General features: G+C 41.4%; 10 protein-coding genes. 2 read left to right on the forward strand and 8 right to left on the reverse strand.

Annotated features, from left to right (window positions below; translation table 11 throughout):
* From BUA96_RS01970 to BUA96_RS01980, 3 genes are read right to left on the reverse strand one after another with little or no spacing between them, the layout of a single operon-like run.
* Positions 1 to 1,674 carry a M1 family metallopeptidase gene (locus BUA96_RS01970; RefSeq protein ID WP_072979789.1) on the reverse strand — a complete coding sequence of 558 codons (1,674 nt, stop codon included), beginning with the start codon at positions 1,672 to 1,674 and terminating at the stop codon, positions 1 to 3.
* Between the two features lie 3 nt (positions 1,675 to 1,677).
* A complete protein-coding gene (locus BUA96_RS01975; protein ID WP_072979791.1) occupies positions 1,678 to 4,374 on the reverse strand; it encodes a DUF5695 domain-containing protein in 2,697 nt (898 codons plus the stop codon).
* A gap of 12 nt (positions 4,375 to 4,386) precedes the next feature.
* Entirely contained in the window at positions 4,387 to 6,759 is a 2,373-nt protein-coding gene (locus BUA96_RS01980; RefSeq protein ID WP_084673020.1) for an alpha-L-arabinofuranosidase C-terminal domain-containing protein, read from the reverse strand.
* 334 nt (positions 6,760 to 7,093) lie between these two features.
* On the opposite strand from BUA96_RS01980, the gene BUA96_RS01985 reads away from it, so the two are divergent.
* Positions 7,094 to 7,939: an AraC family transcriptional regulator gene (locus BUA96_RS01985; RefSeq protein ID WP_072979793.1), complete on the forward strand. Its 846-nt coding sequence runs from the start codon at positions 7,094 to 7,096 to the stop codon at positions 7,937 to 7,939.
* Here BUA96_RS01985 and BUA96_RS01990 read toward each other — a convergent pair.
* From BUA96_RS01990 to BUA96_RS02005, 4 genes are all read right to left on the reverse strand, one after another.
* Complete coding sequence (locus BUA96_RS01990; protein ID WP_072979795.1) at positions 7,936 to 8,628, reverse strand: peptidoglycan DD-metalloendopeptidase family protein; 693 nt, start codon at positions 8,626 to 8,628, stop codon at positions 7,936 to 7,938. The two genes, BUA96_RS01985 and BUA96_RS01990, sit on opposite strands and share 4 nt — an antisense overlap.
* A gap of 90 nt (positions 8,629 to 8,718) precedes the next feature.
* Entirely contained in the window at positions 8,719 to 10,437 is a 1,719-nt protein-coding gene (locus BUA96_RS01995; protein WP_128755714.1) for a hypothetical protein, read from the reverse strand.
* Between the two features lie 16 nt (positions 10,438 to 10,453).
* Complete coding sequence (locus BUA96_RS02000; RefSeq protein WP_072979799.1) at positions 10,454 to 11,053, reverse strand: hypothetical protein; 600 nt, start codon at positions 11,051 to 11,053, stop codon at positions 10,454 to 10,456.
* On the reverse strand, positions 11,037 to 11,528 hold the full coding sequence (locus BUA96_RS02005; RefSeq protein WP_072980443.1) for an RNA polymerase sigma factor: 492 nt from the start codon (positions 11,526 to 11,528) through the stop codon (positions 11,037 to 11,039). Before BUA96_RS02005 ends, BUA96_RS02000 begins: the two co-directional genes overlap by 17 nt.
* 188 nt (positions 11,529 to 11,716) lie before the next feature.
* Between BUA96_RS02005 and BUA96_RS02010 the strand changes: the two genes are divergently transcribed.
* On the forward strand, positions 11,717 to 12,367 hold the full coding sequence (locus BUA96_RS02010) for a hypothetical protein (protein ID WP_072979801.1): 651 nt from the start codon (positions 11,717 to 11,719) through the stop codon (positions 12,365 to 12,367).
* Between the two features lie 163 nt (positions 12,368 to 12,530).
* Here BUA96_RS02010 and BUA96_RS02015 read toward each other — a convergent pair whose 3' ends face one another.
* Positions 12,531 to 12,959 carry an organic hydroperoxide resistance protein gene (locus BUA96_RS02015; protein WP_072979803.1) on the reverse strand — a complete coding sequence of 143 codons (429 nt, stop codon included), beginning with the start codon at positions 12,957 to 12,959 and terminating at the stop codon, positions 12,531 to 12,533.
* Positions 12,960 to 13,108 lie beyond the last annotated feature (149 nt).

Raw genomic sequence — 13,108 nt, forward strand, 5'->3', positions numbered from 1 at the left:
TTACAATTCTTTGACCAAAGCTACATTGAGGTAATACATTTTTTCAATACGATCTGGCGTAAGCAGGTATTGATTTTTCATCGTAATATCTACTGCTTTCCAGGTATTCGCTACCGGAAAGATTTTTAGCTCCTCGTGCGTTCCCACCAGACTTAAGGGTAAATCAAAACCTTCAATACAGTTGACATAGCGGTATTTGATCTGGTTATTTTCAGCATCTACAAAAAGCTCTAAAGTTGGAATCTCGGTCATAGTCAAATACTGCTCAAAAACTTTAGAATAATCGAAATCGGCTTTGCGCGAAATATACTCCTGTACCTCACTGCCATCAACAGTTTTGTTATGAAAAGTCTGATTCAATCCGGCCAAAATGTTTCTAAATAATTGATCGTTATTGATGCTGTGGCGAATGCTGTGGAGCAAATTTCCTCCTTTGGGGTACATATCACCACTCCCCTGAGCGTTCACGCCATACGCCGGAATAATAGGCGTTTTATTACCGATCCCTTGGCGAATACCATAATTATATGCATTGGCAGCTTCAGGACCGTAGTTGTAATCTACAAACAGGGTCTCGCTATAATTGGTAAAGCTTTCGTGCACCCACATATCAGCGAGGTCATTTGTGGTGATGTTGTTGCCAAACCACTCGTGACCGCTTTCGTGAATGATAATAAAATCCCAAGTCAAGCCCAATCCGGTGCCTGAGCCGTCACGACCGCGATAGCCACCGGCGTAGTAATTTCCGTAAGAAACCGCCGATTGATGCTCCATCCCGGTATTGTCTACTTCTATCAGTTTGTAACCATCCTCGTAAAACGGATACGGCCCAAACCAATACTCAAAGGCATTCAGCATATTACGCACTTCTTTGGGCATATACTCTTTGGCTTTTTCCAGGTTATAATCCAGCACCCAATAATTGAGATCAAGATCACCTTTTACACCCGGATATACCTCTTTAAAATTCTCGTAATGCCCGATATACGGAATGATCGTATAATTACTTATTTGGTTTTCAACGCCCCATTTATAACTCGTGGTACCATCTTGATGTTCGATTTTATCGAGTAAGCGACCGTTAGCCACGGCAGTCAACGCATCAGGAACACGCATCGTTAACGAAGCGCCACGATCGGGTTCGTCGCTTTGATGATCCTTATTGGGGTACCAGATAGAAGCGCCCAAACCTTGACACGTGACGGTCATCAACCGTCGGCCTTCTGCATCTTTAGAAAACGACCAGCCACCATCCCAGGGTGGTCGTACCGCTACGTGCGGATTTCCACTAAAAAAGATCTTTACGGTATGCTCAGAATCTAATTCCTGCGGAAGCGTATTGACCCAATACACATTGCCTTCTCTTTTAAATTGCAGTTCGGTTGCATCATCGTCAAAAAGAATGCGGTCGATCACCAGCGGTTCTTGCAAATCGATTTGCATCACATCAGGATGCTTTTCCTGAACTACTTTATAAGTGATTTGATTTGCCCCGGAAGTAAACTGCTTATCATAATCGGGTTGCACCTCAATATCGTAGCGCATCACATCCCACCACGCCCGTTGTGGAGTAATGCTTCCGCGTAAACTATCGGCTCTTGTAAATTCTTGTGCAGCGACAGAAAGACTCAAAATAAGTCCGAAAAATGTCAGCAATATGACTTTTCTGTTCAATGTTTAATGTTTTAGGGTAAGTGTGATCGGTTTTGCTTGAAGCGGAATTTTATATGCACCGCGCACCTTCTCGTAGTCTAATGTATATTCCTCTGGAAGGTTTACGTAGGCAAACGGAGTGATTTCAGATTTAGGCGCTAACGTAAGCTGTACCTCTTTCGTTTTCTTATCAAAGCTAACTTGCTGAACCGCTCCGGCATCTAAAGTGATCCACAAAGCTAACGGCTGAACAAACACAGCGTTTTTAGCAGCGGTTGTTAATTGCATTGTAACAGAATTCTTTTCTTCTGTAAGATTTCCGCCGAAGGCCAAATAGCCCAATTCTGCATCTTCAACCAAATACGCCGAAGAATTGATCGCATAGCCATAGAAATTAGAACCATAATCACCCGACAGGTAATCGATCTCTAGCGTTGAAGGCCAACTGTGAAAAGCTGCCGCTCCAAAACCATCTTCCGTTATATTAGAAACCGCACCCAGCAAGCCGCCGTAACCAACTTTCAACAAATGTAAATCCTCAGGATTTTCCCGATAATTGTCCAGTACAGGAATCGCATTAAGCCCGGAACCGTAATGATGAATCTGGCGTTCTACACGCGATAGTTTACCACCATAAAGAAAATCCCAATAGCGGCGGGCATTCCCATTATAAGCCCAGTGCGGCATTGTGGGCATATAGGCTAAAATAGCGCTCAAAGTCACCGCTGCTTTAGCGTCATAGCCAAAATAATCAGACCACATGTACACCTCTTCCTGACCGGTAGAATCCCACGGCATCTCACTACCAAAAGGGTATGCCAGCGACTCCCAATGGTCGGCACGTTTTTTCATTTCGGCTTCAAGTTTGGTAGCTTCTTCTGTGAGTTGCTCGCGTTTTAAATCCTCGAGTACGTGCAGAAAAACACTTCCTTCCATCTGACCAAACTGCGCATAATAGGGTGCCTGAGTAGTCATCGCCAATGTGGTTTGATACGCTTGCTCCAGATACCATTTCCAGTCTTTTTGTGTGACCAGATTATCGTGGTAGCGTGACAAGCGGTAGAGCGTCCAATATGCAGCAACCACGTGCGGATAGTTGTACGATCTTCCGGGATCTGCAGCCCCTTCTTTATTCCAGGCCGCCCAGGTATTCCAATTTATCGTGTCGTTATAAGTTCCTGCCGGAAATTCTTCCGGCTCATAATACAACACACTTTTACGCACGCCGTATTTATGTTCGCCCTCAGCATTTTGTAACACGCCCCAAACGGTTTGGTTTACAAAATCTTCCAGTTTTGAAACCTGTTCCTGATCAGGCTGAAGGTATTGTTTCATCATTCCGCCTAACCAGCTTCCAGCGCCACCTTCATCGCTCAAACCGGCAATCCAAACCCTTCCGTCTTGCGTAACCTGACGCTTGTTCTGATAATCATACGAAATCAATGAAGGTGCTCTATTGAACAGATCTTCATCGTCATCAAACCACTGCTTGTCAAAAAGGAAATTCCCAAAATCGGCAACCAGTTCACTTTCGGGCTTAATCACTTTATAGTTGATACTTTGCGTTTTTCCATTCGTGTACTTGATCTCAACTCGGGCTCTTCCCCATTGATTTCCGGTAACGGTGTACACATCATACGCATTCTTAGCTGCATCTTTCTCAACCGAAAGCGCACCTTCAGGAGCCACTTTGATACTGTTTACATCAGAATTATATTTTAAAAACAGTTTTCCCTGTACATCCTGCGGAAGCACATATCCCGGTACACCAACAGCCACCGACATATCTTTTTCGGTCAGTTGTTGCTGTACTTTTTTGATTTCCGGAGCGAGTGTTAATCGTACAGAAAATGTTTTGAGTTCGCCTGGTTTTAAGAAACTTGACGTTGGCGTATTCCATTGCTTTACACCTTTCCATTCATCTGAAGCATAAGCCTTGCTGTTGGCCATCCACTCGTGAAACCCTTCAAACACAATACTGCGCGGCGAAGGATCGTCAAGCAACGGGCGATAGGCTTCAAATGGCATATTGTTCTCAGGAAGAACGAGTAAGGTTTTGCCTTTTCCGTCTAAGCGTTTTACTTCAAGATAGCCTGCATCCAGCCCGATATACGGATCAAAAAATACATTCTTAGCGTGCGCTTCTTCCAGCGAATTTCCTTCTAAAATATTATTGAAGATCATCGGGATTCCCAGCGCGCCTAACTCGACAGGTTGATCGGTTTTATTCTGAAAATCAAAAGCCAAAATCAAGTCGCCGTCGGCTTCGGTATAGTTGCGTGTAATGTCAAGCGGAAGATCTTCCGGCAAGGTATTGGCTAAATTTGCAGCAGCCAAAGCGCCTTCTTTAGCTATCGCTTCCACAGGTTTTCTAGAAGTCGCGGTTGAGACCGTACTCCATTCATTTGAACCTTCTAGGCGGTATCTAAAATTGATATCTCCCAAATGGTAGAGTCCGTTGCCGGCTCTGATCTCCAAGCGATCTCCGGGAGTAAAATCAAATCCAGGATCTGATTTTGGAGCCAAGGAAGCCACTGTTTGCGAAGCCTTGACCAACTTCAGTATAAATTGATCGGTTTCTAAGGTTTCAAAGCCCGAGTCCAAACCTAAAGTTGCTTCTCGCTCTTTGACCTTGTCCCAATATTCCTGGGCTTGTGCATCGGCTGTAATGCCTATAAAAAGAAGAATAAATACCCCTAATGCTTTTTTGTACGTGTTCATATACGTTGCTTTCTAATTTAATTTGAATTTATAGATTCCTGCCGACTCCTTAGCGACCTGTAAGCTGTTATGCTCCAACTCAAAAGAAGTTTCCTCGAGGTAGATACTGTTTTTATGTGTAACATCATTATACACCATATCGTTGGCTCCTGTGATCACAAAAGCTATTCCTTGCGTTGGAATGTCCTCTGTAATAAAGTCAAGCGCCAATTGATATTCCTGATGCGTAGCATTGATAACCGAAAGCGTTAAATAGTTTCCATCTTCGGTTAGCGTCGCCGCGACATCTAAAGGCTCGGGAGCACCCGAAACCGCAACAGGAATTGTCCCAAATTCTTTTCGATACACTTTTAAAACCAATCCCGTTCCTTCAAGCCAGCTGTCGGTGGGTGTTGTTTTTATCGCTCCGATCACATTTACCGTTTGCGCATAATTGGCCATATAGTACATTTCAGATTGGCGCGAGAACTCATTCAATCCGGCGGCAATTCCTAAGGCATCACGCAAGAAATAACGCGTACCCAATAATCCAAACTCGTGCGGACCGTACCAATAATTCCATTCATCAAGTGCAATTTTTATATTTCGGTCAGCAATCTCCGGAATTTCCCTGCGAGCCCGACGGTGTTCTTCTGCGATTTCTCTAATTGCATCCGGCATTTGCTTAACGTGCGTAAGCAAACCGCCTGCGTGCCAATCCTGACGGTAAAAATGCTCGCTGATGTAAGTCATATTTTCAACAGTATTTTGATACATCATATCATTCCATTCTCCGGGATAACCCACAGCGATGATATCTATATCGGGATCTACTGCCCACATTGCTTCGGCTACTTTGTTATGCTTTTTTACATACTCTTCGATTGGCATATGGCCTAATTGCCAATCGCCAAACATCTCGTTTCCTACCGCCCAAAGTTGAACATCATACGGCTCAGGATGACCATTTGCCGCTCGGCGTTTTCCCATAGGCGTAGTTGCAGCACCGTTAAAATATTCCACTTCATTTGCAGCCAATGCTGCATCACCTAAGCCGGTGTTCACAGCAATATTGGCTTCGGCATCTAGAATTTCGCAGAGTTGCATAAACTCGTGAATTCCCACATCGTTATATTCTAAGCCATTCCAAGCGCGCTCATATCGGGTAGGGCGTGCATCGGGATTACCAATACCATCTTTCCAATCATAACCCGAGACAAAATTTCCACCGGGCCAGCGGTAAATTGGAGAATCTAATTCTTTCAACAAGGCGATCACATCCGGGCGAAAACCTTCAATATTATCTTCCGGCATTAAGGAAATTGCGGCGAGCGTAACCGTACCCTTTCCTTCAAAAGAGATCTCTAGACTTGCTAAACTTCCTGAATTCTCCCCTGTATGCAATTCAAATTCTTTGGTAACAAATGCTTCCGATTCCGGAATACTGAAACCAACCGTATTTTTAGAATTGAGCGCCTCCAGACCAATACTGACCTCCTTAAAAGATCCTTTAGTTTTGTAAACAATTCGACCTACATAATTCGTATTCGGTTTGACAGCGATTGAGTCTTGTTTCAAGAAAATTTGATTCCCATCTAATTTAAAAACCGGCAATGCCTGTTCTGAGAAGCCATTTTTTTCGTCTAAAGTTATCGCTGTACTGTCTACTGAAACTTCCCAAGGCGATGCTAAAGTACCTGGTTTATGATAAAATTTACGGTCGATAAGCATTTCTGCCCAAAGTCCGCCGTAAATAGATTTTCCCATATGCTCAATAAACTGCCCATAGATATACGGTGACATTGGCTCCTTTTGCGCTTCCAGATTAATGCTAACTTTGGGCTCAAGAGTTTGCGACGAAAGTTCTTCAAGCTTAATATCCTTAAAATAAGCCGTTCCGGAAGCAGGCGCATTTTTCCCTAATAGACATTCTATAATAAAACTGTCGTCTCCTTCGGTATTAAATGTCATTTCGACCGGTGTCCAGGCTGTGGTTCCTGTGAATACTGTATCGGCTCTAGAAGAAAACTTACCTAAACCGAATCCCGCTCCGGCATTGGATTTTTCAGTCGAAACATCCTCTGCTTTTATGAATCCGCTAACCTTATATTGAGCATAGGGCTTGACATTTACTTTCTTAAAAATACGTCCGGTTTGAAGGCTGTCGTGCGTGATCACTAATACTTTAGCATCGGTATCCTTTAAAATACTGTCTGAATAATTCTCTTGATTGCTCCAATATTCTGTTTCCCATCCGGCATCTTTGAATGCAAAGTTTTTATCTGGCGATAAAAACACCTTAGATGGTTGTTTTTCGGTTGGAGCGCAACCAGAAACCAACACAAACAGAATACCTATAAAATTGATTTTATATACAGCGTGAAGCGATTTAGTCAAGAAATTCATACTCGGAAGAAGTCTTAAAATAACAGAAAAAAGGTCTGACTAAAATAAATGTAATTCGTTAAGACCTTATTTGTTAAAGTTAGCGAAAGATAATAGCATATTAACTGAAAAACAGTTTTTACTATACCGTTATAGTTAATCAAGTACTAATACTGATGAAATATCGCCCAAATAAAACGTTTTATGCATTTCAAGTAGTGTCAAAATGTTAAAGTCCCTTTTTTATGATGAATAAGTAACCTATCTTGATACTATATTATCCCTAAACTTGACATGAATCATTTTTTAATGCCAATTTTATAGCAAGCACAAACAAATAGTCACCCTTACCCCTATGAAAGTTCTTCCTTTTAAAATACCCAAGCCCGGTAAAGAAGCGCTTGTTTACCAAGAAGATCACGAACTCAAATTCTACGACAAACTTCACGAGCACGAGGAGATCCAGATCAGTTATATTGCAAAAGGTTCGGGAAATTTAATTCTTGGCGATACGATCAATGATTATCGTGAAGGCGATATTCTGGTCATTGGCGAACACGTTCCTCACGTGTTTAGAAGCGATGATAACGCGATCGATAAATCTATTATGTACACGCTGTTTTTCACCAAGAATTCCTTCGGAAAAGAGTTTTTCAAGCTTACTGAAATGTCAGGAATCGATAGTTTTTTTGATGAAGCCGAATACGGAATGAAGATCGAAACGAATACCGAATCACTCATTAGAAAATTTTCTAAGTTGAAGCATCAAAGCCGTATTGAACGCCTGGCTTCATTTCTTCAAATTCTTGATTTGATTCAGCAGTCAGACAAAACTCCACTTTCATCCTTTGTTTACCATAAAAAATACACAGATATCGAAGGGAAACGTATGAGTGATGTGTATCAATACACGCTTGATCATTTTCAAGAAAATATTACGCTTGACACTATCGCAGAAATTGCCAATATGACCAAAAATGCGTTCTGTCGTTATTTTAAGCGGCGTACCAATAAGACGTTTTTACAGTTTTTGATCGAACTGCGTATCGAGCACGCGTGTAAACTTTTGTACAAAGAAAAAGAGCTTTCTGTAGCCGCTATTTCTGAACTGTGCGGGTTTCAGAACATAGCCAATTTCAACCGAAAGTTTAAAGAATTAAAGCATACTACACCGTCACAATACCGCCTGCACGTAGCTTAAGAGATCTTGAGCAATAGATTAGGATCAGGGCAATTATTCTTATAAAAATCCAGCTTTTTATGCGTGGAAACTCCGGGATAATCGCCTTTAAACTCTTGCATATCCTTTATGATCTGAAAGTGCAAGTGCGGCCCGTAATCGCCATTTTCTTCTGAGGTTCCCAGATGCGCAAAGGTTTGACCCGCCGAGATCTTTTGTCCAACGGTCAAAGCAGATAAGGAAGCCCTAGACAAGTGACCATACAGTGTATAAAAATGGAAATCTTCAAAACGGTGTTCTAAAACAATACACGGACCGTAATCTCCATAGTTTGTGTTGTCTTTAAAACTATGAACGGTACCAGCTACCGGAGCTAAAATCGCTGTTCCGGCGGGAACCCAGACATCTAATCCCAGATGGATGTTGCGCTTAAGTTCTGGATTATCATTATTAAAATATAGGCTTCGGTCATAAATACTACGCTTTTCTAGATAACCGCCATATGCGACACGCCCACCAGTTTTTGCAAGAAATGTATTGATATAAAGCTGAATCGCCTCCGAAGAACTTGTATCTACTTCCTTTAGGATCTCGTTAGTCGTAGAAAGATCCAAAAATCGATAATCTGAATCCGCGTATGCCGCATCTACCACCGGTGTGAATTGGGCAGTACATTCTGCGATTCGGTTTAAAAAAAGCCTGTGTTCCATCGCGCCAAAAATACAATTCTCTATGCAGTCTAAAACAAAAAAGTCCGTTCTGGCAGGAACGGACTTTTTACAACAATTAAACTAAAAAACTCAATTAAGGACGATATCACTATACTTAGATGAAATCGCTATAATACTGTCTGTATTTCTTGATTTATAAAAGCCGTTAACCATACTGCTGTTGTAGCCTTCCATAACTTTAGCCTCGATCTTTCTCGGGTAATTTAGACGACTGCGCACACCATTAAAATTAAAATGGAAAGGTGTTTCCGGCAGGTTGAGTACTACATCGCTGTTCTCTACACTAATGTTTAAGGTTTTAAAATTCTTACCCAATTTTGGGATTGAAAGTTCGCCGAAGCTTCCCGTAATCACCGCAGCATCTTCAAGTTCGTTGATCACGATACTGCTTGCTCTAGAATCTACATTGATGCTTTTTGCTTTATCAATCACACAGTTCTTAATATAATTTGCGCGTAACGTACCGTAATCCCAAGTAGTCACATCAACGGGACTGTACGCAACATTGATCAAGGTTTTTTCACCTGAAATAGTATTGGCCATAAAATCTCCGTGTGCGAGCGTTACTCGAGCATTGGTAGCCTCAGAGATTTTCACATTACCGTGGCGAACGTTAAGATCTAGCTGTGCCGCTTTAGGCATATGCACAATAATTTTACGAGAAAATGTGCCTTTAGGCTTTACTGCGATAGCAGCCCCGGAAGGAGCCCCCGAATAGCTATAGGTCATTTGCGTGCTCACATTTCCGTTAGCGTCTGTAGTAACCGTTTTTTTAAGACTTCCGCCTTGTGCTTCGGCCATTTGCTCTAATTTCTTTGCAAAGTCATTACTCCAGCTTTGCATCGCCTTTTCAACATTTTGCCCTAAAGCCGCCATATCACTCTCAATAGCACGGCCAAAGGTAGCTCCCAAAGCCTCACTAGAACCGCCCAGTTGTTTACCAAAACGCTCTCCCCAAGCCTTCATATCTGCACTAAACTCATCGCCCCAATCTTCAATAGCAGTACGCCACTGATCTACTTGAGAAACACTTACATTGGTTCCGTATTTTTTATTCATCGCGGCAACATAGGCTTTCTTATCACGATTAAAAGCAGCGCTGTCAAAATTCATATCTTTTCCAAAAGGTGATTTTGGCATCCCTAGCAGACTGCTTCCGGCAAGACCTTGCCCTGCGGCAACTCGCTTTTTATTATTCTGCTCCCATTTTTTCATTACCACATCAAAATCTTCTCCCAGATTCTGCTCAATCTTGCGCTTATACTGCTCTAAATATTTAGCCCCGTCACGTTTATACGCCTGGTAGTCAAATGAAACAGCATTCATTCCTTTGTAGAATTCAGCAGGAATCTGCATAGATGCAAACTGCTGCAAAATGGGTGAAACATTAGGTTGCTGCATCACCGGCTGAATCATTTGCTGCATAGATGCAGTGATCAAGTCATTGATGCCACGAACTTGGGTATCCCCTAAAGCTATACTGGCCGTTGAAGGCGCACCACTGCTAATGATACGTACAGCTCTACTATTGCCCTGAACGTTGACTTGCCAGCCTTTAAGCAGCTGATTGATCTCTTCTTTACTTAAATCTTCAGACTCAATAACAGCTTCGACTTCGACTTCATTTTTATTCCAATCTTCAAAAACAATGTCTGCGTATTGTGACTCTGTAAGGATGGCCACGTTCGCATTAGTAGCAAAGCGCTCATTGAGCTTGCTGTTTATAGTTTGTGCGTTTGCCTGCGGAATAAAAACCAAAACCGCCAAAAGCTTCGCATAACACTTCATAATCCTCATCATCGATTTATAAGGTATTGGTTTGTATCTCATTATTTTGAGACACTTGTAACTCGTTTAATTTCTCTTTCAACTTGTTCAATAAATCCAATCTAAATTGAAGGTTATCAATCAAAGATTGAATATTATAATCGTTCACTCCTGTTTCTACCAGATCAGCATTAAGACGGTCATACTCTTGATTCAACTCTTCGAGCTGGCCCATATAAGCATCGACGATGGCTTTGTTATCATCGGTGACGTTAAGTTGCGCCAATTCCATATGAATGGTTGCCAGATAACTATCTTCAATTTGCTTGTACTCTGGAGAGAAGTCGCTTAGCTGCACTTTTACCGGCTGGGTGGTCGCAAGCGAGTTAGCCTCTACAGTTTGCTCAGCCTGAGTGCCGGTACTCAATGGATTGTTTAGCAACAGCCCACTAATTGCGATCAGCACCACCAAAACGGCTGCTATTTTCATCCAGAGATATCCTTCGGTTTTGGCTTTTGCCTCCTTCCCGAAGTGCGCATCCAGACGCGCATTAAATCGCGCTTCGTGCCCTCGTTTAAGCCCCTCATCAGGAATGCTCAAATCATTTTTAAACATTTCTCTAATATCCTGTGCCATGATATTTAGTTTTAAGTTTCTCCTGCAATTTTTTCTTCCCGCGGTGCACCAGCGTACGCGATGCAACCTCGGTTATTTCTAATATTTCTGATATTTCCTGGTGGTCATATCCCTCTATTAAAAAGAGCATCACCGCATAGCGATACCGCTCTGGTAATTCTTCAATAGCTGCTTTGATTTGATCTAGCGTAATCCCATCATCTACAGACCAGTCATTATGCTCATCTACCGTACCCAATACTTGCTCATTAATGGCGACCAGCTCTAGTTTTTTAGCCTTCAGCATATCAATACTTTTATTGATCACGATACGCTTTAACCAAGCCCCAAAAGTCACCTCTCCGTTGTATTGATGCATTTTAGTAAATGCTTTTACAAAACCTTCCTGCATCGCTTCTTCGGCTTCAAAAGAATTCTTTAAAAACCTAAAAGCAACATAATACATGCCCTCGCTATACTTATTATAAAGTTGCATTTGCGCACGCCGGTCGTTTTGCTTACATCGTTCAAGTATTTCGGTAATTTGCAAAATGGTAAATGGTTAGTTGCTAATTCCTTTTCTAAAGACGAAGTTTTTTCGTCTGCGTTGCAAAATTGTGATTAAATATTTTAGATAAACTATAAGTGGCAGGTTATTTGATTTTAAAATAGAAAATAGAATAAATGAAGAAACTTTATCTTTTGGTACTAATACCGTTATTGGGAGTGTTTTCCTGTTCTCAAGAGGTAGAGCAAATTCCTGAAGTTTCTCAAGATCTCGAAACCTTATATTTTCCAAGTGAAGATCGGTTTAAAACCACTCAAACAGAAAAGGTAATAATCGATCTAAACGATTTCAAAACATACGCAGAATTAATCGCAGAAATGGACCAAAATGCGTGTAACGGAAAAGGCAATATTCTGCGTTTTACAGAAGAAAATACAGTACTAAAAATTCTAGTTTTTAAAACCTGTGCTGAGGAAAGTTCATTCGCTTGCTTTGGGCACGTAGATCTATTTGATTTTCAAAATGATTCTTTAAGATCAAATTTTGAAACCAATATTTCTCCTCAATTATTTACTGCAAAAATCCAAGAGTCCTTAGATACACAAATTAATGCTCCATTTTTTAATAAAGAAGATTTAAAAAGTATTTTAATAAGTATTGACTACTCTAATAATAGACAGAATACTTCAATAGAAAATTTAAAAAATACACTACGTCTTATTACAAGTACAATGGCTAAAGTCCAGGACGCATATCAATTAGATATCCCTTATTTTATAGAAATTGACAAAACCAATTTCACACCGCCTCCACCTCCATTTTTTTAGGGAATTCTAAACGAAGAAAACCGCAGGACAAGCCCGAGCATTACTAAAACAAATTTTCGATTTCGAGGGATCCGTCAGCTGTAAGACGGCGTATTAAACCCTTTGGCGGTGCCAAAAAAAACCCGCTTAAAAAGCGGGTCTCAATCTTTAAAGTAAGTATGAGTTACTCGTCGTCTAACAATAAGTTTAACGTCACATCAATATTGTCCATCGTAGCGCGAGAATATGGGCATACTTCGTGAGCCTCATTTACTAAAGCCTCTCCTTCTTCAACATCCACGGTAGGTAAATAGCAATCAAGCACCACTGCAAGTTGAAACATATCTTCTTCATTCTTACCGATCTTTACCGTAGCAGTCACCGTATAATCGCCAAGATCTACCTTTTTTCCACGCGCTACGTGCGCCAATGCACTACCAAAACACGCCGAATATCCCGCAGCAAACAATTGCTCAGGATTGGTACCTTCACCACCGGCTCCACCCAGTCCTTTAGGCACACTCAAATCAAGATCAAGAGTTCCGTCATCTGTTGAAACACTACTGTCACGACCACCTGTGGCGGTAGCCTTTGCCTTATATAAAGCTTTCATAATAAAATTTTCGTTGATTAATATTTTGAATATACCATTCCTTTAGAGAGGAATCAACGTGAGATTCTTAAAGATTTCACAAAAATCCGCAAGCCGAATTTAGAGCCAAGATTTTTGAACGGTAAGAGCGGTATCAGTAAGGTTTTCTT

Source organism: Leeuwenhoekiella palythoae, assembly GCF_900130045.1.
In the GTDB taxonomy this organism is placed as follows: Bacteria; Bacteroidota; Bacteroidia; order Flavobacteriales; family Flavobacteriaceae; genus Leeuwenhoekiella; species Leeuwenhoekiella palythoae.

Excerpts from the sequence above, each read along its gene's own strand:
- BUA96_RS01975 (WP_072979791.1), bottom strand. The coding sequence starts at position 4,374 with ATGAACACGTACAAAAAAGCATTAGGGGTATTTATTCTTCTTTTTATA.
- BUA96_RS01980 (WP_084673020.1), bottom strand. The coding sequence starts at position 6,759 with ATGAATTTCTTGACTAAATCGCTTCACGCTGTATATAAAATCAATTTT.
- BUA96_RS01985 (WP_072979793.1), top strand. The coding sequence starts at position 7,094 with ATGAAAGTTCTTCCTTTTAAAATACCCAAGCCCGGTAAAGAAGCGCTT.
- BUA96_RS01990 (WP_072979795.1), bottom strand. The coding sequence starts at position 8,628 with ATGGAACACAGGCTTTTTTTAAACCGAATCGCAGAATGTACTGCCCAA.
- BUA96_RS01995 (WP_128755714.1), bottom strand. The coding sequence starts at position 10,437 with ATGAAGTGTTATGCGAAGCTTTTGGCGGTTTTGGTTTTTATTCCGCAG.
- BUA96_RS02000 (WP_072979799.1), bottom strand. The coding sequence starts at position 11,053 with ATGGCACAGGATATTAGAGAAATGTTTAAAAATGATTTGAGCATTCCT.
- BUA96_RS02005 (WP_072980443.1), bottom strand. The coding sequence starts at position 11,528 with ATGCAACTTTATAATAAGTATAGCGAGGGCATGTATTATGTTGCTTTT.
- BUA96_RS02010 (WP_072979801.1), top strand. The coding sequence starts at position 11,717 with ATGAAGAAACTTTATCTTTTGGTACTAATACCGTTATTGGGAGTGTTT.
- BUA96_RS02015 (WP_072979803.1), bottom strand. The coding sequence starts at position 12,959 with ATGAAAGCTTTATATAAGGCAAAGGCTACCGCCACAGGTGGTCGTGAC.